Source organism: Mucilaginibacter sp. McL0603, assembly GCF_049992945.1.
In the GTDB taxonomy this organism is placed as follows: domain Bacteria; phylum Bacteroidota; class Bacteroidia; order Sphingobacteriales; family Sphingobacteriaceae; genus Mucilaginibacter.
This window is the reverse complement of sequence record NZ_CP188251.1, coordinates 5,342,471-5,363,678: the sequence shown is the minus strand read 5'-3', so window position 1 is coordinate 5,363,678 and position 21,208 is coordinate 5,342,471. Positions and strand designations below refer to the sequence as shown.

Genomic DNA, 21,208 nt, shown 5'->3' with positions numbered 1-21,208 from the left:
AAATTAACCCGGCGATCGGGCCAGGCTTCATCTTTCTAACATGCTTTCGTTATCTCGTCCAAGGGTGACACGCTGGGACGAGCGGGTTTTTGAAGAAATAGGCTGAAAAATTTAACGCTCCGGGTTTCCTTTTAACTCAATGTTAGATTTGTTTAAAAACGAGGTAGGGTAATCATTGCGATGATTAATATCGGATGCTAATGCCCTCTCTAATTTCCCATCACAATTATCTGTGTCTTTAAAATAAATAACCTGTCCTTCTCTCACAATACATGTTAGATGTACGTGTTTACCTGTACTGCTGATCCAGCGTAACCGCTCCAGGTTAATAGCCATTTTGCGAACGATTCCAGGAGGAATTAAATAGCAATCCCCACTGCGTTGCCCGACTACTAAACGCATATGGTCCTGCAGATCAAGATATAATTTGGATTGCGGTTGAGATTTATCTATCAGACTTAAAAAGTCCGGGCTTTCGATAGCGAACTGTAGTTCCTTTTCGGCTTTGAACGACACGCCAAGATCAATTTTTGCCGCCGTATAAACGGAATTCAATTTACCATAGTGCATATCATTCATCAAACGGATCATTGCGTCAGTTAAAAAGATGTCAAACAAAACTTTTTCAGTGTCAGTACCTCCTTGTTCTACCAGGGTATGCAATTTGTCATATAACAATTGTTTGGGATGGTAATCATTGTGTGAAAGCCCATATAACTTTACGCAATCAAGCATAAGCATTGCTTCCCAGGCATGCGTTTTTACAGTATCAGGCGCCACCCAGGCTAATTTATAACCATTTTGTTTATAGAACCGTTCGACAGATCGGGGATAATACAAATTAGCCCTACTATTTTTAATAGTTAAAGCAATTGAGTTTTGAGCCTGTAGATGGCGTGGGATCAAGAGCATAAAAAAGACCGATAGTATAAACATGATCCCAGTGGCTTTTATCGTTTTAGATATCATATGTTTTTCATATTAAGGTTAAACACAATCGTTAATTGGTCTTTGGGTTTTATCATGCCGCCCAGTTTCCGGGGAGGTATAAGTTTGAAATCTGAAAAATTCAGATCCATTGATCCGGGTAAATGGATGATCCATATCCTTCAATTCATTAATCTTATAGCTGGTTTGGGCCTGGAGCAGGCTGATAAATCCCATGATACAGATCGTTGTCAGTTTAACAGACCATAAACGTTTCTTTTACGTAGGAGCAAGGAAAAATAAGCAGGGGTTTGTCCGGATGATCCATCATTCTCCGGGTTACACTTTCGCCAAAAACTTCCTGTAAGTAGCTTCGCCTGCGGTGTACGATGGCCATCAGGTCAATATTGACGTTTTTACACATTGTTTTAAGTGCGACAGCCACGTTGCCATCAATAATATTACGGTAAGTTATCTTAGGATAGTTGATCATAAATATAGCCTGGTCAATAAATTTTTCGTTCTTCAATTCTGCATCTTCTTTAACCCCGACAGTAGTTATTAGAATTTCTGCATTCGAATACTTCGCCAATCCAGATAAAAATTCCAGTGCTTTGATATCCGTATCTTTCATCAGGGTAGCAAATGCGATCTGTTTAAAAGGCTTAAATCTTACCTGGTATGGAATGACCAGCACCGGGAACACCGCATTGTCGATTATATCCCAGGCATGATCCCGTCCAAAAAAGCCGTTAAAATTATCTCTGTTATGCTCGCTTATAATGGCAAGTAAAATATCGTATTTTGACATGATGTCGTTTAGCTTAATATCAACCAATCCCTCCTGGCTGCATTGCTCAATGCCAGGTCGGAAAGTTTTTCCTGCCTTTTGCTCATCCAATGTAGTTTTCAGTTGCGCCACCAGCTCTCCAAGGTCATATACACTGTTTTCTTCACTGGGACGCAATGGCCATGAATTACGGTCAGTGGTTTCTTCACCGGCAGGTACTTCATAAATATTGCAGACCAAAAGATTAGCCCGGATCTTTTGGGCAAGTTCTAATGCGTAATGCGCAACATAATGGGCGTTGATGGAAAAGTCGGTCAATACTAATATCGTTTTCATTTAGTAAAGTTCATATTAAACTATCGGGTATTGAGTGACGGGCATCAGTGTTTATAATGACACGTATCAACTGTTTGTGGCAAAATATGACGGTCATCACTTTTTGAATTGAAACATATCACCTTTTACCATTTTAAAAGAATGATATTTGAATATGGAAAATGCAGCCTTGTTAGTTGCTATTATTGAAAATGCTATCGATGGTATCATTACCATTAATGATCGCGGCATGATTGAATCCATTAATCCCGCAGCTTGCAAACTATTCGAATATACTCCGGGCGAAGTGATCGGTAAAAATGTATCAATGCTCATGCCGCCGCCGGATAAGGTGCAACATGATGAATATTTGCAGCGTTACCAGCAGACAGGGCATGCGCACATCATAGGCATCGGCCGGGATGTTGTAGGGCTAAAAAAAGATGGCACTAAGTTTCCATTTAGATTAGGAATCAGCGAAGTGCAGTTTTTAGGCCGTAAAATTTATGCTGGTTTTATTCATGACATAAGCCACCAGAGAGAGGCAGAAGAACGGCTTAAAGAATATGCCGTTCACCTGGAAGAGTTGGTTGAAGACAGAACGCAAGACTTGAAAACCACCGTTGAAGCTTTACAAAACGCCAAGGAAGAAGTAAGTTCTTCGTTGGAAAAAGAAAGAGAGATGGGCCTATTAAAAAGCCGCTTTGTTTCCATCGCATCACACGAGTTTCGTACACCACTAACATCGGTGCAATTGTCGGTATCACTGATCGAAAAATATGCAGAAGCATTTAACAGTCCAAATATTATTAAGCATGTTCACAAGATAAAAAGCGCGATTGTCAACCTTACGTCGATATTGAATGATTTTCTTTCTCTGGAAAAGCTGGAAGCAGGTAAACAGGAGGCAGCCTATCATGATTTTGACCTGGTTGGGTTTTCAGAAACCATTGCTGAAGAAATGCAGGTGCTGGCCAAACAAAATCAAAACATTATTTATCAGCATACGGGTACGAAGAGCGTCATCAGGCTGGATCAAAATCTATTGAAGAACTGCATTGTCAATTTAATTAACAATGCGATCAAATATTCTGGCGAGAACTCCTTTATCGGATTTACTACTGAGATCAATGAGCGCGAATGTATCATCACCGTGAGCGATAATGGTATCGGCATACCCGAGACTGATCAAAAGCATTTATTCGAGGCCTTCTTTCGTGCGCATAATACGGGAACTATTCCCGGCACCGGCCTTGGGCTAAACATTGTGGCCCGCTATACCAACCTGATGAACGGGAAAATTGATTTTAAGAGCGAGGTGAACCAAGGAACATTATTTACAATAACTTTTCCAATGCCATGAGTAAAAAAGTACTGATCATCGAAGACAATGATGACATTCGTGAAAATGTGATTGAGATACTAGAGCTTGCTGGTTATGCAGTTACTTCAGCCTCAAATGGCAAGGCCGGTGTTGAACTGGCTTTTCAAGACACTCCTGATATTATATTGTGCGATATTATGATGCCGGAACTTGACGGTTATGGCGTGCTGTATATGTTATCTAAACGTCCCGAAACAATTGCGATTCCCTTTATATTTTTAACAGCTAAAGCCGAACATTTTGACCGTCGCAAAGGGATGGAAATGGGGGCTGATGATTACCTGACAAAGCCTTTTGATGACATGGAACTGCTGGCTGCGATAGAGAGCCGTTTGAAAAAGAAGGAGGGTCAGCAGGCCTTTTACAGCAAATCGCTGGATCGGCTGAATACATTGGTCGCTAAAAAAGATGGCCTTTCCGCGCTAAAAAAAATCATTGAGGAACGGAAAGCAAGAACCATCAAAAAAAACCAGGTAATCTATTACGAGGGTGATAAAGGGAACGGCCTGTACCTGCTGGTGAGCGGTAAAGTAAAAACAATCAAATTAGCAGAAGATGGCCGTGAACTGATGACTGGTATTTATGCGGCGGATGATTATTTGGGTATTAATGCTATGTTATCAAGTGAGGCTTATGCGGATACTGCAACCGCCCTGGAGGATAGCTTATTATGCCTGATCCCAAAGGAACAACTGGAGGAGCTACTCAATCTATATCCTGAAGTGGCGAGGGAGTTCATTAAATTGTTGGCAAACGATATCAGGGAAAAGGAGGATCAGTTATTGCAAATGGCTTATAATTCTGTACGTAAAAAAATGGCTGAATCCTTGTTACGCCTGCAACGCCAATCCGGTACAGATAATTTCAAGATAGCACGCGAAGACCTTGCTGCTATGGCTGCTATGGCTACTGAAACAGTAAGCCGTACTTTATCAGATTTTAAAGAAGAAGGTCTGATAGAAAAGACAGGGAGCACCATTACCATCATCGATCTTGCCCGACTGACCAAAATGAAAAACTGATGCAAATCATCTTTCCTTTTGACTGCGGTCATAGCCGCTGAACCACTGGAATACTACTATTGCAGGATGAAAGTAGTAGCATATAGTGTAAAACCCTATGAAAGGGAATCACTGGCGAAGGCCAATCAAAAAAAACATGATATCACACTGATCTTTAATTCACTCAGTTTGGAAACGGCTGTTTTTGCTGCCGGTAAACAAGCAGTAATGGTGTTTTCGACAGATGATGTTTCCGCTGAAGTAATCGATAAATTGGCAGGACTGGGGATAAAATATATTACCATTCGTTCAGCCAATAGCGATCATATCAATAAAGAGGCTGCAAGACTTTATGGGATCAAATTGGCGAATGCACCTGATGAAAAAGATATAGCTGCTCAATCTATCAGGAACCTGGATCTTTGGGAAAAGGATAAATGTGTGGGTAAAGCGTGTATTTGCGCAAAGGCGTGTCTGCGATAAGCCCGGCATAAAAAAACCTCCGGTTGTAGAGACCGGAGGTTTTTTTATGAGTGATATTTTATTAGAAGATATACAAGGCTAGCATCGTTAAATTGATCAGCACACTAAAAAGAAATAAACCCAACACAACCCTGATGCTGGAACCGCCCATACCGACAATAATATTGGCCAGGTACAAGCCAAAAGTAATGGGCAGCACAATGATTGATGCATTATAATAATACATGAGTACCGCAGGTATTGGCAGAAAAAGTACACCCTGTAAAATTAAAGAGAAGAAGAACCAGATGGTTTTGTTGTCAGCCTGGTGATCTGCTATAGCCAACAGGTTTGCCAGTGTATGATTTTTGACGGTGAAAGTGTTTATTGTAGTTTCCATAATTGCTATGATTTGTTTCTACAAATATCCCGCATATGAACTGCTCAGAGTATGACCGTTATCCTATAAAGAAGTGACCTAAAGCACTTTATTAAAAGGATTATGCAACCTGTAATAACGCTTGACCCTGATCCTGTAAACATCATATAGTAATGTAAAACCCAATATGGCAAAGGGGATAAAAAATGCGTGAAAACTGCAGTAACGGAACAAATAAGCTCCGGCTAAAGCACCGCACATAAAGAAAAAGATAATAGCAGAACGCAATTTAATCTTCACTTTTAACGCCGCCCGATCTTTTGTGTTTTTTTGAAGGATCTGGGCCATTTCAATACCGAGATCGGTAAACGTTCCGGTAAGATGTGTTGTTCTGACCACCGAGCCGGATACCATGGATACCAGTGAGTTTTGCATCCCCATAGCAAAAAGTAAACTGCCGGCGAAAATTTCCTTTGCAATCAGACTTTGATCATATCGATAGCCGCATAAAGCTACGCCGACCAGCATAACCATCTCAATTAGCATTGGAACAAGGTAAGAGAAGCGCTGGTTGCGCCCTATAAAAGAAACGATCAAACTTGAAATAAAGGCACCCGCCAAAAAAAGGAACATCCAGAGTGCAACCACCCTGGCAGTTTTCCAATCCTGCTGGGCGATACGCTCGGCAAATAAGGCGGCATGGCCGGTAACATTGGTGGTTAAAACGGAAAAACCCAGAAAACCGGCAGCATTTACAAACCCGGCCGTAACGCAAAGCAGTGAGGCTAATTTAACATTATGCGCATAGGTGCGTTTGGTGCCGAGGTGCCTTAACATATTCTATAAAAATCATCACAATTGATCAGGCACTTGCCGGAAAGACAAGCAGGGGAATAGGAATATGATTGGCCATCTTTTGCGTTTGGCTTCCTCTAAACAGGCTGTCGATAAAGTTATGTGAGCGATGCACCATAGCCAGGATATCGATATTCCCATGCTCGCACAGCCAATCTAAGCCGGAAACAGACGGGCGGGCTTTGACCTCGCGGTAATAGATATTCGGATAATTAGCGTTATCAGCAACTTTGACCATAAACTGATCGATCACACGCTGGAATGTAGCGGCGCGATATTCTTCATTATAGATGTGCGTAATTAATATTTCTGCATTTAATGGTCTAGCCAGACTAATCAATTTGTGGATGCATTCCATGTCCTTTTCCGGGTTCTCAAAGTCCGTAGCAAAGGCAATCTTTTTTACTGGCGTGATTGCAGCTGCGGGTGGAACAAGCAGCAAAGGTTTATTGATCTCATCGATCATCATGCGGCTATGATTGCCCAGCAATAAAGTGCTTAACCCGCTGCTACCATGCGTTCCTATAATAACCAGGTCAATGTTTTCACTATGTCCCCAATGGTTAACCATCTCTATTACTGTTCCGGATTCATTCCTGCAAGTAATTGATGGCTTGAAGCTTATAGTTTCTTCTTTACTTTCCAGCTTTTCTTTTAGCAGCTTTAATTCATCGCTGCTATCTTTTAACAGTAATTCAGAATCCTCCATCGGCCAGGAAACCAGTCCGGCCTGCGGCATTTCGGCAGGTATTGTAACTGCGTTACAAATCATCATATTTGCTTTAACCTGCTTTGCAAGGCTATAGCCATATACCAGCGCATGCTTTGCATTAGCTGAAAAGTCTGTTGGAAAGAGGAACTTTTTCATCGTATACAAAGCTGCTCATATTGAGTCGCCTAAAGAGTGATAACGGTCACTTTTTAGGGTGTTTGTTGTCATTTCGGGTAAAAGGTATATTTATTAAAAAATACATTTAATGCTTCTTTTCCCCGGCAAATAGCTTTTCGCCTGCTGGTATGGCTATTTGCAAATGGTTTTCGTCGGGTGGTCTTGGGCAGGAGTATTTGCCGCTGAAGGCGCAGTATGGGTTATAGGCTTTATTAAAATCTATCACTACACTTCCCGCCTCCGCAGGGTCTCCTGTAAGGGACGCTGCGGGGGCGGGGCGGGCTACTTATCCGTAAAATTCAACCTGCAAAGTATCGCAGGGTCCCCGTTGGGAGACCCTGCGAGGACAAAGGATCGGTATTTTCTTTCAACCTCCAGCTTTCCAATCAATATTACGGCTGACCATTGAGAAAATTGCCTTGTTAGCGTTAAAGGTCTACTACATTAATCTCCTTGCCCGACTCATCAAGCGTTATCATCTTTTTAATATTTTCGTTATGGGTGTTAACAACCACTATTTCGTAGTAACTGGTGTGAGTTTTATAATTAACTTCTTTGAAGTAAGTATTTGAAACTACTTTGAACCCCTTATAAAAGTCGTCAGCTCCAACTTTTAACATCGATGCTTTGGCTCCCTTGGGTAAGGTTGGGTTTTTCTCCTGATATTTTGCCCGCAGCATGGTTCCGTCAGCTTCAAACAGGCCATAACACTGAAAGTTATCATTTTTAAAACTAATGGTGTACCTTTCAACGTTCCCCTTGGTCGAGTTTAAATTATCTTCTTTTGTTATCAGCCAACCTTTTTTTAAGGCCTCTGGAGAGGTTTGATATGCCTGGACAGCTTTCGCATTCGGAAACTTTCGTTTTAAGGAATCGATAATTTGGCGGGGCGTGGCCTCAATAGGGGTTTTTGTAGATGCCGTCAATACGACGTCGTGCTCTGGGTGCTGCGCATACAGTGCTGCAGAAAATAAAGATGCTAATGCAAACAACAGGTACTTTTTCATGAGTGTTTTTTTTAAAATTGAGTGTAAATAAAGTTTATATTGAGAGTAACCGTAGATTCGACGGTTTAAATTTTATGCAATCAAATTTAAACACATAAAACGCGGGTATGCTAGAAAAGGCCCTCTATAATTGTTGCATTTTAGGATTTGAAACAATGTTAAAAATTATAGCTTTAAATCAGTCTGATACACCCAATTTTTTTGATGTTCTTTCACTTTTGCTAACCAGGTAATACCCGGCCGACAGACGCTCTTCTGGCCGAGAAGATTTTTCGGGATGAGCAATCAGGAGAGTTTCACCGGGCTGACATCCATACGCCACGAGGCGTGACTATAGAATTTCAGCACTCGCGCTTATCGTTGGAGGAATTCGAAAGCCGGAACACTTTTTACAAAAAGCTGATCTGGGTTGTAAACGCGCAGCCCTTCAAAGATCAATTTATATTTACCAATGCCATACCAAGTCCTGATTCTCCATTGTTGGTAAATTATTACTTCGTAGTTGATAATCTGATGCACTAAGTACTTAATGCTTCTTCTCCCCGGCAAATAGCTTTTCGCCTGCTGGTATGGCTATCTGCAAATGGTTTTCATCGGGCGGTTTTGGGCAGGAGTATTTGCCGCTGAAGGCACAGTATGGGTTATAGGCTTTATTAAAGTCGATGACTACACTGTTGCCGTTAAAATCTTTCACGCTCATATCAATGTATCGCCCGCCGCCGTAAGTGTCTGTACCGTTGGTGTCATCAGTAAAAGGAAGAAACAGGTAGTCCTTGTATTCGGGTACTTGCGCCAATGCTATGCTTCGGTATACGGTCAGTTGCATGGGTTTACCCTTCAGCACAAATTTGAGCAGGGCATACCGTACATATTGCTGCCCTGTGCCGCTAAACACGGGCATTACAAAAGTAGCCTCGTTGGGTAAAAGCTGTTGTGTAGCCACTACCCGGTAGGTGCTGTCGGCATCATAAAAACGGAGAAAAGCCAGGTCGTCTTTTTTCAAGGGTGAGCTTGCATCAGTAAGGAAATCATTTTTGTATTTATTACGGAACTCCTCAATCTGGGCTTTGTAATCTTGTCCGAAGCATTTAAGGCCTGCCAGCAGAAGCAGCACGAGGCAATATTTCATTTTCATTTGATGGAAAGGTTTAGCATTATTTAGTAATGCAATATATTCAATTTTGTAATTAGGTAATACAATTTTTTTGTTTATAATGCTTTACTATTTTCTGACTAACGTTAGGAATGAACGATTCCAGAGAATAGAATCAAAAACATTTCTTTATCTTCCACCTAGCAATTGACTTTTTACCAACCTAAATTATCACACCATGGAACCTATTTCAAAATGGACTAGATTTTTCAACTTAATAATTGACCTTTTAGTTGTAAGATTTGCATTATTACATTATGCTATTTACCCTCTTTTGCGAGTTGAATATCCTATCCTACTTACTTATCATGGATACAGTTTCAGATTGATATCTTATTTAATTAATGCCTTGGTGTTTATTATCTATTATTTTGCAATGGAGGCATCTACCGGATTAACAATAGGAAAATTAATTACTCAAACGAAGATTGCTACTGTATCAGGACATAAGCCAACTACTCGCCAAATTCTTATCAGAACACTTTGGCGGCTAGTTCCATTTGAAGGTATATCATGGCTTAATACGGGCATTAACGGATGGCATGATACTCAATCAAAAACAACTCTAGTATCAAAAAAGGCGGTATTAATATAAGCTAATATTCCAATCATACCCAGTCCAAATGACATTTGCCTGATTTTATTTAAGTTACCTGCTCCATAATATTTTGGAAGTAACAGGATGCTCGGGTTCAATTTCAAATTGATCTACATCCAATAGTATTTTTACGGTATTTTAGTATGTTATTTAAAATTCAATAAGATACGAAAACTTAAAGGTATCGGTTAGAATAGAAAATTTCAGAACCAATGAAGTTAAGCATAATTTTAAACTGTTGCAGATCAGATTATGAAAGAAGTTGCAAAAAATGTTTATCAAATAAGCCTGGGTATGGTAAACGCTTTCGTAATTGTAGACGACGGCCTTACATTGATAGATACCGGCAATAAGGGAAGTATGGGCAAGATTTTTTCCGCTTTGGAAAAGAATGGCAAAAACCCTAATGATATTAAAACAATAGTTTTAACCCACTGCCACCCTGATCATGCGGGAAGTGCTGCGGAAATACAAAAGAGGTTAAATATTCCGGTTTGGGCGCATACTGAAGATGCCAAGCTGATAGAAAAGGGAATAGCAGGAAGAAAGCCGATGATCCTTTCGCCTGGGGTTGTTAACCGGATCATATATAATTTATTTATAAAAAATACCGGCAATACCATAGAGCCGGTAAAGGTTGATAAGCTATTAAATGATAATGACATAATACCTGTTGCCGGTGGAGTCAGGGTGATTCATACGCCAGGGCATTGCGCCGGGCATATTGCATTGCTAGTGCAGAACGAAGGCCTTTTGATAGCCGGTGATATTTGCGCGAATGCTATGGGGCTCGACTTAAGCGCCGTATATGAAAATCGGGAGCTTGGTGTACAAAGTATCCTCAAAGCAGTAAGTTTCTCGTTTGACAAAGCTGTTTTTGGACATGGAAATCTGCTTAATTCCAATGCCAGTACAAAAATTAAAGAGAAGTTTAGTGTTGTTTAGTTGCATTTAGCCCGTAGGGGAATCGGACCCTAAGTTAAAGCTATCTCTTTAAATCTGCTGTGATCGGGCCAGGCTTCATCTTGCTGACATGCTTTCAGTATCTTGTCCAAGCAACACGCTTGGACGGGCGGGTAGCAATAAAAGTTCTTTCTATCACGTATTAATTTTTTCAACTTCTTTTATGGCGTCATCAATACTTCCATTTTGAGATTGAATCAGATAAAATTGATATTCCATTCGATCTATTATAGGGTAATAGAAGTTCGCATGATCTATTATACCAATGTTATCATCTATAAATTTATTTAAAGCCAGTTGCACTTTCTGTAAATTTTCTTCTGATTGTAGCCCAATATTATTTAGTGCATCAATTACTGTGCCGTCAAAACGATTGAAATCATTTGCCATAAACTCCGGGCGATTTGCCATTTTAAGAAGTTCCATTAATTGGGGAATATATTTTGAGTCACGCATAGTTCTAATATAGATTGCCTCTCTATAAAAGTCATAGGCTGGATTTTGCTGCGACAATAAATGATTTAAATAAAATAATGTGCCACTGTCAACATCTTTTTCAGTTAGATATTGTGATGCCATAATTCTTTGCGCACCGGGGCCATTTTCGTTATTCAATATTCCTTCCAAATAGGAAATCAAATCCGTTTGGACAGAAGAAGCTAGTTTGATACTATCAACAATCGCCCATTGAAGTTCATCCATTCCTATATTTTTTAGAAGTGCCATCAAACCTTGGTAATCCTGTGTCTTGTTTATATAATTAGCCAGCACTTTTCTGCGAACATATTCTGATTTCCTATGATCACCAAGATTTTTTAATATAATGGGAAAGGCGTCTCTGATTCCATGTTCAAGGGCGTAGTTGGCATTATTCCTCCAAGAAATATCATAAAGAACCCCCGCTTTGATGTTGATCAAAACCTTTTTTTCAACCGCTTCCCTGCCAGCTTGCGCTTCAATAATCGTAAAGTCAATTCCCTTCTCGTCATTATGTTTAAATTCGTCAAACAATGTAAAATCTAGGATTTTATTTTTATCAATTTGGAAATCGAATTTTTTGATGAAATACCAAATTGCAACGGTCGCGCTATCGCGGGTAACTGAGCTGGGATGATTAACACGCTTTTTAATGGCTCCGGTAATATCAGTTTTTGTAACTGTTTTTTGCACCCATTGATCAATATGTTTACGTTGCTCTTTAGAAACAGTAAGATTAGGGTGATTAGTAAGATTTTCTTTAATACGCCAAAATAAATACATATTGAAGTCAGGTCCCTCTAACCATTTAAGAGCTTCGTTTGATTTAACATTCCTATTGCCCCTTGTAAAATCACTTAAATAACTGAATATAGGTTCTTTTAAATAGATTTCTGACCTAAGATCGTGAGGGTTGTATGTCCATAGGTCATCACCTGATAATTCATCCTTCCCTATTAGTTTAAAAAAGCCAACTACTTCATTTCTAAACGCACTTTCTGAAAAGAGCAAATTAAAATTTTCCTGTTCTCTTTCTTTTAGAATCTTTTGGTGATCGACATTATTTTGATTGTCTAGAACAGACGTTTTTTCAATAATTTGGTCTGTCAAATAATTTAATATCGCATCATTTTTGAATTTTTGCCGATACCAGTGCATGCTGTTGTAAAATCCTAATACTTCTGAATTGGTTAGATTGTGAGCCAAGTATTGATTTACCACAAAATCAATAGTAGTCTTAGATAAAATGGGTTTAAGTAAAATTCCTTTTTCATAGGCCGAAATTGCCTTATCGAACAATATTTTTTTAAATGTCTCTGATTGCCTATTAATCGCTTTAAAAAAATCAGCAATAACTTCTGCCAAATGTTCTTCCGAAGCTCTCCCGTATTCTATATAAATATTATAAACATCATTTTCCAATTCATTTGATATTGGATATAAAGCAACCGCATTAGAAATTATTTTTTTAACAAATTCATCTTTTTCATAAAAATAAATCAACTTTCGATCAAACGGATTTTTGAATAATTGAAGAATTTTTTGAACTGCCCCAACCGAATCGGCTTTAATCAAGCCTTCTTTTAAGAATAAATCTTCATCCAACAGATGTATATTATCTCGATCACCCTGTTTGTAATCACCGGACACGCCATCGATAAAATAATCAATGTACTCGTTTATGACCCCAGCTTTTATGATCAACTGGTATATTCCTGACCGGATATATTGATTTGACCTATCGCCAAATTCGCTTATAATTTTTTTGACGAGTTCCTTATCGACAATATTCAACGACACCAGTGCGGAGACAGCAGCGTTAAAAATGTGCTTATCTGTAGGATTGCTCTCTATAAAATCTATAATAAATATTTTCGCGTTATCTAGCTCATTGTCATTTAATGTTAAGTGTTTAAGTAACGTTAACGCATTTAATTTTACCGTTCTTGAATTGTTTTTTTGCCGAAATTCTGTTATTAAATATTGATATGCCTGATTGACAGGAGCAAACAAGGCCAGTTCACGCTCTGTAAATTTATTTGATCTTAGCCAAACACCTTGCGTCTTATAATACTCGAACACCCTTTTAAAAATATCAAATCGGGTGGAGGGATCTATTTTATCAGGCTCAATCTTTATCAGTATTTCTGGCTCAATTTCTAAAATCCATTGAATTAGTGTTTTGCATTTATCAGAATTTATTATGCTCATCAAAAAAAACAATGTATTCACCCAACTGGGTTTCACGCGTTTGTTATTAAATGATAAAAATGCTTGTATCTCATTTATGTTTAAATCCTTTAACGCACTAGCAGCTAAAAATTCTTGAATGTTATTGTGTTCAAACCCCCATTTTTCGGTATCCGCTTCAATATTCTTAAATGCAGTTGAAAATTTTACCAACTGCACGTCGTCGTATATGGGAACTACTTTTAATAACTCATCATAATAAAGATAGTTTCTGCCTAAATATTCCATCGTCAACGCTATTCTTTGTAATAAAGAAAATATTTGCAGCTTTCTATCTCCAAGATTAGCTGTTAGTTTGAAGTGCGCGCGGTCAAATGCGATTCTCTCTTCAATAAACTTGTTCATTAGCGAAACCCGACTAATCTGTAAATTACCGTTCTGCTGAAATTCCTTTAGTAATAATTTAAGGAAAAAAGGTTGTCGAGTTAATTCACTATAACCTTCATAAAAGGCTGCTTTGATAAATTCCTCACCGTTGATATGATAGTTTGCTTGTGCATAGGCGTATAAAGTCGGCCCTAGTATATCTTTCATGAAATACAGATCGAATCCGCTTAAAGTGCCTCCGGGAACCTTATCCGGAAAATCATAAAAATTAGTTCGACAGGAAAGCACTATTCTTAATTCGGGATACACGTCAGAAAAAGAAAGTATTTTGCGCACCGCCGTATTGAAATTATGTGGCTGCACCTCATCTAATCCATCCATGATAATTAAGGCATTACTTTCAGGGATTTCTTTCCAGCCAACGGGTAAAAAATCCTCTATCGCATCATCTACGTAAGTGTTAAGACGGACGTATACCGGAACAAAAGGGCTTTCTAATTTCGCAAAAGCATGAGCAAGAAGTCCCAATTCGATGGATTTTCCAGAGCCTGCACTTCCTAATACTACAACACGCTTAAGCGTTGCTACAATGTCTGATAGCGTTTCGTTACTTTGTACGTCCCAATATTGCTGCGCAAAATCTTTAACTGGACGGTAAGGTATTAAAGACCTTGGAATGGCGTGCTCAATTATAGGAGCGTTATTAATAAACCTTGCAACATCTTTAAAAGTTGGCTGTTCGAGTTCCAATGCTGTCAAATACTCTATCTTTTGAGATTGCAAAATTTCATTTTCAAATTTATGGGCAAATTCAAATAGTATTTCATGAATATCATTATTGAATTTATTACTCTTGTGCTCATTCGGAATCGAGTTTATAATGCCTAAAGATTTAACTTCATCATAAAAGTTAGAAACTTTAAGATATTGCAATATTTCTTCTTTGCCTCTTGGACCTTTCGGTTCTTTGAAAAAAAAATGAATACTTATTTTTTCACCAGCCTCTTTTTTACGTAGAGCAATCCTAAACTCCTCTTCTGTGCCGGAGTCATATTCTGTTTCTGTATCAGGATTAATCCCTCCAGTTGGCGCGCCAAAACGCATCCATAAAATGCCGATGTAGATGTTATAATTAGAAAAACGAGAGTTAATTTGTTCCTGCGGCCTATCGCCCAATTCGCCGATGATTTCCCTCCAATCATAGATATCAAATCGTATCGGGGATCGTGACCTTTCTAAGACACGGTTAATACTGGCAGATACCTCACCCACCATATCTTTTTCAGTTGATACGTCGCCGGGACATGAAACAAAAATATTTACTGATTTAGTATCTAACATGATAAGATAGGTCTAAGCTAATGTATATAAAAATACAACTTTTATATAACATATCTTTCTTTGCTTTTTTCCACTCTTAATTTCTTCTTTTACTGAGAAACTCAAACTACAACAAAAATATTTATCGTTTTTAATCCAATTATCCTACTTTTGATTGACAGCACAATTGACAGTAAAAACAAAAAACCCTCGTAAGTATCTCACTTACATTGGTGTTTTGATAATCTAAGTAGCCCGTAGGGGAATCGAACTCTAAGTTAAAATCTATCTCTTTAATCTGCTGCTCATAGTTTCCAAACTACGTATTACCTATGCATGTAGTCTCCGAATGCAACAGTTTTTCTACAAGGATTCAAATTAAAATACTTTATCATTTCTTATCCACCAATAAAAAGCCCCTTCATTTTTTGTGCATCGGTTAGCTGCACCGGGTTGCTGCCATCGCTATCGCATAGCCAGATTTCGGCAGAGGGCCAGTTGCCTTTTTTGAAGGCTATTTTTTTGCCGTCGAGTGCGTATTCGGCATAGCCTGTTCCGGGTATCAGCGGTTTTTTTTCGGCGGTTTTTTTTATATTCATTTTCCATAGGCCGCTTTTCATTCCGTAAATAATAGTTTCGCCATCAGGCAACCACGAGGGGTAATAATTATGCGTGGAGTCGCTGGAAATATGGGTAACGTTCCGGCCGTCCTGATCAGCAATATAGAGCTGGTCCTTATTGGGATGTGGTGACACTGTTTTGTCAGTAGTTTCAAAAATGCAAACGGCTGTAAATCAGGCGTCCATAGGGGTGTTCACTGCGTTCATGAGGAACGTGAACGCCTTATCAAAAATGGAGCCTTGGGTAATAGGAAAGGATCTTAATGTTGTACCTTTAAAAAATTGCAGTATTTAAAATGATAGCAAGAGTTAATATTTGCCATTTCATTTTTTGGATGGGGATTATGTGTTGTCCTCATTTAACAATTGCACAGCAAGGAAGCCCCATAATTGCATTTGCCAGCGATACCCAGGCGCCCCTTTTCTTTGAGTATATAACCCGCAAAATAGATCATAATGAAAAAGCGACTGAACTGATCTTTAAGGATATTATCGCTATTCATCCTTCCAGTTTATTTATTCTTGGTGATGTGGTATCATTAGGTTACAGCAATGCAAAGTGGAAAAAGATGGATACCTATCTTAAATGGTGCGCTGATGATAGTATACCGGTTTATGCTGCTCTTGGAAATCATGAATTGATGCTGAATGCAAAGAAAGGAAAAAGAAAATTTCAGTCGAGGTTTCCAATGCACAACTTTACAGGCTATAGGGAAATTGTAGATTCTGTGGCTGTTATACTATTAAATTCAAATTTTAGTAAAATGGCAGATACGGACATTACAAAACAGGATAATTGGTATAAAGCTACAATAAAGGCAATGGACGATAATCCGGCAATAAAATTTGTAATAGTAGGCTGTCATCATTCTCCTTTTACAAACAGTAAAGTAGTTAGTCCATCTTTACAGGTACAGCAAAAATTTGTTCCGGCTTTTATCAATTCAAAAAAGTGTGTGTTGTTCCTTTCGGGTCATTCCCATAATTTTGAAAGATTTAACGTACAGGGGAAATACTTTTTGGTAATAGGTGGAGGCGGGGGCCCGCATCAGCCTTTGCTTTCGGGTAAAGAATTAACACCCGATATTTCTCATGCTTATAAGCCGATGTTTCATTATCTTGAAGTAAAACGATATGGGGATTCGATGCAGATTATATCCCGGCAACTAAAAGCTGACTTTTCTGGTTTTAACGATGGGTTGATCTTTAGTGTGACAAGATAATTCTGTTGAAAAAGCGACCTCAGAATCTATATCCGCCTACGAAAACTAATGCAATACTTTTATCGGAGAAACTACTGGAATAAAAATATTTTGCTTCGCTCCCGATAGAAAATCTATTATTTTTTAACCTGTGCCGGTAGCCGAAGGTTCCTGTAAAATCTGCCACTGACAAGGAAGATGCTTTGAAATTTCCCAAGTTTTCGGATGAAGCACCGTTGTGCAATATGGATTGGCCCATGGAAAAATTTATATAAAAAGATGTCAGCAATTTCATGGAAACAACCACCTGAAGGGGTATTGCTGTGTTTGTAATATGAACCTGATTGATCCCGGGTGCATTGAAAGTATATAACCGGTAATAACCAGTTTCAAATCCTAAGCTTAATAAATGTTCCGGTTCCCACATAAATCTGCCTGTGAATGAATAGTTGAATTCATTAACATAATTTTTTCCTATCTGCAGGTTGTTGAAATAAAAGTTCGGCCCAAATCCGGCATAAACAGCAAAATGATGCTCCTGGGGTTGAGCATTATTATTTGTTTGAGCGATGGAATGCGCTGAACAAGCAATGATCAAAATTCCGGTAATAATTTTTTTCAAAAGCATAATTAACCTTATTGGCAAGTTCTATAATCACTTGAGTCCATAATAATCGTATATTAAATAAGCAGGATAATCCGAAATCGCACCGTCAAAGTTCCCATCTTGCAGATATTTCTCAATAGTGGTCTTATCGTTTAATGACCAGGTATAAGTTTTTATACCAAGACTATGCCCCTTATTAACGTCATCCAGCAGCAAGCCTAATGTGAATCTTGGCCCAAAATATTTACAGTTATTGTCAATCGCATCTTGCAAGCTTAACTCACACATGCAAGGCAGATCGGCACCATAACTTGGTTGTTTACGATATTCGTCGATCACACTTGTTGAGGGGAGGTCAGCAAAGATCACCACATCCCGGTTCGCTGCATGGGCCCTGGCATACGCGTCCCTGACTATTGGCTCCATATATTTAAAAACATCAGGGTCTCCTTTTACATCCATCCAGAAATATTTCATAGTTGTTGAATCTACAAAAACCTGCAACGCCTGGGCTAAAGAAGGAATTTTTTGACCATCAACCAGTCTGACATAATTCTCTAAAAAGTCGAAAGTGTATAGATTAAAATCCCCATACACAGGGCCTTTCTGGGTCAGTCGGATATCATAATTAGCATCATGCATGCAGATGGGCACATTGTCCTTAGTGAGACGAACATCGAATTCAAGTGCGTCTACTCCATAGTCTTCATCATGCAAAACGCCGTTTATAGAGTTTTGTGCGTAGGGGGGATTGGCAGTAGTTTGCACACCGTGATGCGCAAAAATTACAAATTCATGAGTCAGCACATATTGGGAAAAGGGCCTTTTGTATTGCAGGCTGATAGCTTGGTTTGAAGGATTAAAATTACCTTTTAGCTGAAGATGGCTTACTATCCCATTCAACAGCAAGTCAGATGCCCCATCGGTACTGGCAACAGAAAATTTAATAGTACCCTGTGTCGCATTTTGCGAATATCTCCAGAACCCGGAAAATTGGATAGAACCGTTTGCCTGGTTGTAACCATATCCCAGGATGAAAAAAATCCCGTTCTCATTGTTACTAAAAAAAGAAATTTTATTTTTTGACACTTTACATACGAATTCTGAGCCCAGGCTTGAACTGCCGCTACTCAACGAATATATTCCTTCCATGTTTTTCATAACAGTATTAGAAATAGGCGTTGTGTTGATCAGATTGGCATTCAGGCCATTAGGTGGCAAAGTGATTTGATTCTTTGAACAGGAAAAGAATATCATCAATACCAGGAGCAAATATGTAAATCGATAATTCATGTTCATCATATTAAAAACTTAAACCCAAATCAAACTCAGGAACCCAATAACGATACTGGTTAACCGGAAAAGCCGGCCATGCAATGAGGTGGTATTTCAGGTAATTCATCTTCACGCCAAAAGACATTAGATGATTTTTCCATAATCTTTGCTCAAGAGTACCTGTCACGCTATATCCGTTCAAAAAAGAAGGGTAAGCAATCGTATAGCCCGCCTGAGTCTCGTGGAGTGAACTTGTTAAATACATATCACCTCTCAGTATTACAGCCATCTCTTTAAAACTGTATCCAACGCTGAGGGAAGGTTGCTGTTCCCAGATGGTTAAATTAGTAGTATAGCCAAAATGATTCAGGATGCCATAGTTGAAAGCAACCTGGTACCCGGCTCCAAAATGAAAATTATCGACTGAATAATTCCAAAATGGCCCGAAATTCAATCTGTACGAAATGATTAAAGTAGCAAGGCTTGCCTGCAAATTAAACCCGTAAGGCAAGGTATATTTCCCTGCATAGCCAAACATAGGAGCAGTAACAGTTTCAGTGGTCCAATCTTTTGGGACAACCACATATGCCAGGAAAAGACTCTGATAATATTTCCCTTTTGGAAGTGGCTGTGGCAATAAAAAACTTGAATTCTTTATATCAAATGAATCATTACCAGAATCTTTTTTCACATTTGAGTCCACTGTTTGCGCGCAATTATATTGAGCCGAAAAAAACAGCATTAAAAACAGAATAACTCCAAATTGTCTAAGATTTAAATGTAGCTTCATGAATGGCGTTTCAGTAGAACCTATAATTTAGCGACTGTAATACTATGCAAGGTTAATCCCTTTTTGTTTGGCTAATGCTATTTTGCCGGACAGGATTGGTTGCAATTTCGAATTTGAATCAACTACTATATTTTTTAAAGCAGATGAAAGCATTACACAGCTGAGAAGTTGTGCGAAATTTTCAGCAGTACTGTTATAGAATTATTATCTTAAGTTGATAATTTTAACTGTTTTGCAGTTTGTATATAGCTTATGGTTATAAGCCTAAGACCTATTTAGAAGAACACAGACAAAAGGTAAGAGCAAATTAAATGGACTTTAAAATATATTTAGACAATATTATTTACGGCCTCCAAAAATATGGGGGGATTTCAACCTATTGGAAGGAGCTACAAAAATATTTTATCGGATTGGACAATGTACATATCATAACGCAATCTGAAGATACGAGAATTTTGGATTCGGTAGGTAATGAATATAATATGACGTGTCAGAAAAATAAATTCATATTTGAAAACCTTTCCCGGGCCTCAATTCTTCGCTTCTTACCTTTCACAAAACGTTTACCTGCCGGGTCTCTTTATCATGCAAGTTATTATCGTACCTGCCTTCAACAAAATGTGGTGAATATTTACACTGTTCACGATTTTACTCACAAAAAAGGTTACTCGTCAAAGTTACCGAGGAAGCTGGTACATATTACCCTCACCAGCTTAGGGGTTAGGAATGCAGATGGAATTATCTGCATCTCTGAAAATACCAGGAGGGATTTAAAACATTATTTCCCTCAAATACCTGAAAATAAGATCAGAGTAATTTATCATGGGGTTAGTAAAGACTTTTTCCCGATAGAAAAAGAGAACAATGATATTACAGAGAGGTTTAATTTGAACAGTCCTTTTGTTATTTTTATTGGTAAGCGGCGGAGGTATAAAAATTTTGATATTGTTCCGCAAGCAGTTAAACAGGTAAGTGATTTAAAATTAGTAGTAATCGGGGGTGGGGATCTATCATCATCCGAAGTTAGAGATTTGGAAAACACCATTCCGGGCAGGTATGTTAAAATGGACAATGTCAATAATCAGGATTTAAACATCCTATATAATAAAGCGTTTGCTTTAATTTACCCTTCTATAAACGAAGGATTTGGGTTGCCAATAGTAGAGGCTATGAGTGCCGGATGCCCTGTTATTGCAACTAACTTGTCCTCAATTCCTGAAGTTGGCGGCAATGCAGTATTAATGATCAATGAGGTGTCATCTGAGGCTGTTACCGATAAAATCAATTTGCTCAAGAACCCTAATGTACGTGCATTGGTAATTAAGGAAGGATTTCATCAAAGTGGAAAATTCACCTGGGAAAAATGCTTTTCAGAAACATTAAAGTTCTACGAAGATATTTATAAACAAAAATTTAATGCCTGAACTGCCGGTTTATTCATCTTATAATTTTGATCCTGCTATTTGGAGTATAAAAAGAAGAGTTCCTGATGGGCAGGAACTCTTTCAACCAATTATAAAACCTAAATTATGAGAGAGAAAAGAGATGCAGAGGACGGAATCGAACCATCAATATACTGCCAAAACCAGCACCCTACATTATGTTATTGAATTATTA

Annotated in this window: 21 protein-coding genes and 1 pseudogene; 9 read left to right on the top strand and 13 right to left on the bottom strand. The window is 38.6% G+C overall.

Annotated features, from left to right (window positions below; genetic code table 11):
• Nucleotides 1-111: 111 nt before the first annotated feature.
• The gene (locus tag ACPPVU_RS24555; RefSeq protein WP_426669376.1) at nucleotides 112-969 is read right to left on the bottom strand and encodes a hypothetical protein; all 858 of its coding nucleotides are present in this window, start codon (nucleotides 967-969) and stop codon (nucleotides 112-114) included.
• Nucleotides 970-1,023: 54 nt separating this feature from the next.
• On the opposite strand from ACPPVU_RS24555, the gene ACPPVU_RS24550 reads away from it, so the two are divergent.
• Nucleotides 1,024-1,197, top strand: coding sequence for a hypothetical protein (locus ACPPVU_RS24550; RefSeq protein WP_426669375.1), 174 nt, complete (start codon nucleotides 1,024-1,026; stop codon nucleotides 1,195-1,197).
• Here the strand turns inward: ACPPVU_RS24550 and ACPPVU_RS24545 are convergent.
• Nucleotides 1,184-2,053: a universal stress protein gene (locus tag ACPPVU_RS24545; RefSeq protein ID WP_426669374.1), complete on the bottom strand. Its 870-nt coding sequence runs from the start codon at nucleotides 2,051-2,053 to the stop codon at nucleotides 1,184-1,186. The two genes, ACPPVU_RS24550 and ACPPVU_RS24545, sit on opposite strands and share 14 nt — an antisense overlap.
• Before the next feature lie 154 nt (nucleotides 2,054-2,207).
• On the opposite strand from ACPPVU_RS24545, the gene ACPPVU_RS24540 reads away from it, so the two are divergent.
• From ACPPVU_RS24540 to ACPPVU_RS24530, 3 genes are read left to right on the top strand one after another with little or no spacing between them, the layout of a single operon-like run.
• The gene (locus tag ACPPVU_RS24540) at nucleotides 2,208-3,395 is read left to right on the top strand and encodes a PAS domain-containing sensor histidine kinase (RefSeq protein ID WP_426669373.1); all 1,188 of its coding nucleotides are present in this window, start codon (nucleotides 2,208-2,210) and stop codon (nucleotides 3,393-3,395) included.
• On the top strand, nucleotides 3,392-4,438 hold the full coding sequence (locus ACPPVU_RS24535; RefSeq protein WP_426669372.1) for a response regulator: 1,047 nt from the start codon (nucleotides 3,392-3,394) through the stop codon (nucleotides 4,436-4,438). The genes ACPPVU_RS24540 and ACPPVU_RS24535 overlap by 4 nt, the downstream gene beginning before the upstream one ends.
• 18 nt (nucleotides 4,439-4,456) lie before the next feature.
• On the top strand, nucleotides 4,457-4,900 hold the full coding sequence (locus tag ACPPVU_RS24530) for a lactate dehydrogenase (RefSeq protein WP_426669371.1): 444 nt from the start codon (nucleotides 4,457-4,459) through the stop codon (nucleotides 4,898-4,900).
• A 61-nt stretch (nucleotides 4,901-4,961) separates the two neighbouring features.
• Here ACPPVU_RS24530 and ACPPVU_RS24525 read toward each other — a convergent pair whose 3' ends face one another.
• From ACPPVU_RS24525 to ACPPVU_RS24505, 5 genes and pseudogenes are all read right to left on the bottom strand, one after another.
• On the bottom strand, nucleotides 4,962-5,279 hold the full coding sequence (locus ACPPVU_RS24525) for a hypothetical protein (RefSeq protein ID WP_426669370.1): 318 nt from the start codon (nucleotides 5,277-5,279) through the stop codon (nucleotides 4,962-4,964).
• A 78-nt stretch (nucleotides 5,280-5,357) separates the two neighbouring features.
• Nucleotides 5,358-6,095: a YoaK family protein gene (locus ACPPVU_RS24520; protein WP_426669369.1), complete on the bottom strand. Its 738-nt coding sequence runs from the start codon at nucleotides 6,093-6,095 to the stop codon at nucleotides 5,358-5,360.
• A gap of 25 nt (nucleotides 6,096-6,120) precedes the next feature.
• Complete coding sequence (locus tag ACPPVU_RS24515; protein ID WP_426669368.1) at nucleotides 6,121-6,981, bottom strand: universal stress protein; 861 nt, start codon at nucleotides 6,979-6,981, stop codon at nucleotides 6,121-6,123.
• A 106-nt stretch (nucleotides 6,982-7,087) separates the two neighbouring features.
• Nucleotides 7,088-7,237, bottom strand: a pseudogene (locus ACPPVU_RS24510) (DUF1684 domain-containing protein); the annotation flags it as partial.
• Nucleotides 7,238-7,430: 193 nt separating this feature from the next.
• The gene (locus ACPPVU_RS24505; protein WP_426669367.1) at nucleotides 7,431-8,009 is read right to left on the bottom strand and encodes a hypothetical protein; all 579 of its coding nucleotides are present in this window, start codon (nucleotides 8,007-8,009) and stop codon (nucleotides 7,431-7,433) included.
• 327 nt (nucleotides 8,010-8,336) lie between these two features.
• Here ACPPVU_RS24505 and ACPPVU_RS24500 point away from each other — a divergent pair, with 327 nt between their 5' ends.
• Complete coding sequence (locus tag ACPPVU_RS24500) at nucleotides 8,337-8,531, top strand: hypothetical protein (RefSeq protein ID WP_426669366.1); 195 nt, start codon at nucleotides 8,337-8,339, stop codon at nucleotides 8,529-8,531.
• 4 nt (nucleotides 8,532-8,535) lie between these two features.
• Here ACPPVU_RS24500 and ACPPVU_RS24495 read toward each other — a convergent pair whose 3' ends face one another.
• On the bottom strand, nucleotides 8,536-9,144 hold the full coding sequence (locus ACPPVU_RS24495) for a DUF1684 domain-containing protein (RefSeq protein WP_426669365.1): 609 nt from the start codon (nucleotides 9,142-9,144) through the stop codon (nucleotides 8,536-8,538).
• 196 nt (nucleotides 9,145-9,340) lie between these two features.
• Between ACPPVU_RS24495 and ACPPVU_RS24490 the strand changes: the two genes are divergently transcribed.
• Nucleotides 9,341-9,757: an RDD family protein gene (locus ACPPVU_RS24490; RefSeq protein WP_426669364.1), complete on the top strand. Its 417-nt coding sequence runs from the start codon at nucleotides 9,341-9,343 to the stop codon at nucleotides 9,755-9,757.
• Nucleotides 9,758-10,012: 255 nt separating this feature from the next.
• Nucleotides 10,013-10,705 carry an MBL fold metallo-hydrolase gene (locus tag ACPPVU_RS24485; protein ID WP_426669363.1) on the top strand — a complete coding sequence of 231 codons (693 nt, stop codon included), beginning with the start codon at nucleotides 10,013-10,015 and terminating at the stop codon, nucleotides 10,703-10,705.
• Nucleotides 10,706-10,858: 153 nt separating this feature from the next.
• Here ACPPVU_RS24485 and ACPPVU_RS24480 read toward each other — a convergent pair whose 3' ends face one another.
• A complete protein-coding gene (locus ACPPVU_RS24480; RefSeq protein ID WP_426669362.1) occupies nucleotides 10,859-15,118 on the bottom strand; it encodes an NACHT domain-containing protein in 4,260 nt (1,419 codons plus the stop codon).
• Nucleotides 15,119-15,495: 377 nt separating this feature from the next.
• Nucleotides 15,496-15,852 carry a TolB family protein gene (locus ACPPVU_RS24475; protein ID WP_426669361.1) on the bottom strand — a complete coding sequence of 119 codons (357 nt, stop codon included), beginning with the start codon at nucleotides 15,850-15,852 and terminating at the stop codon, nucleotides 15,496-15,498.
• A gap of 161 nt (nucleotides 15,853-16,013) precedes the next feature.
• Between ACPPVU_RS24475 and ACPPVU_RS24470 the strand changes: the two genes are divergently transcribed.
• Nucleotides 16,014-16,940 (top strand): metallophosphoesterase family protein, encoded by a 927-nt coding sequence (locus ACPPVU_RS24470; RefSeq protein ID WP_426669360.1) that lies wholly within the window; start codon nucleotides 16,014-16,016, stop codon nucleotides 16,938-16,940.
• 19 nt (nucleotides 16,941-16,959) lie between these two features.
• On the opposite strand, the gene ACPPVU_RS24465 is transcribed toward ACPPVU_RS24470, so the two are convergent.
• From ACPPVU_RS24465 to ACPPVU_RS24455, 3 genes are read right to left on the bottom strand one after another with little or no spacing between them, the layout of a single operon-like run.
• The gene (locus tag ACPPVU_RS24465; protein ID WP_426669359.1) at nucleotides 16,960-17,547 is read right to left on the bottom strand and encodes a hypothetical protein; all 588 of its coding nucleotides are present in this window, start codon (nucleotides 17,545-17,547) and stop codon (nucleotides 16,960-16,962) included.
• A 27-nt stretch (nucleotides 17,548-17,574) separates the two neighbouring features.
• Nucleotides 17,575-18,819, bottom strand: coding sequence for a glycerophosphodiester phosphodiesterase (locus ACPPVU_RS24460; protein WP_426669358.1), 1,245 nt, complete (start codon nucleotides 18,817-18,819; stop codon nucleotides 17,575-17,577).
• A 10-nt stretch (nucleotides 18,820-18,829) separates the two neighbouring features.
• The gene (locus tag ACPPVU_RS24455; RefSeq protein WP_426669357.1) at nucleotides 18,830-19,492 is read right to left on the bottom strand and encodes a hypothetical protein; all 663 of its coding nucleotides are present in this window, start codon (nucleotides 19,490-19,492) and stop codon (nucleotides 18,830-18,832) included.
• A gap of 410 nt (nucleotides 19,493-19,902) precedes the next feature.
• Between ACPPVU_RS24455 and ACPPVU_RS24450 the strand changes: the two genes are divergently transcribed.
• Nucleotides 19,903-21,015, top strand: a complete 1,113-nt coding sequence (locus tag ACPPVU_RS24450) for a glycosyltransferase family 4 protein (protein WP_426669356.1) — start codon at nucleotides 19,903-19,905, stop codon at nucleotides 21,013-21,015.
• Nucleotides 21,016-21,208: the final 193 nt, after the last annotated feature.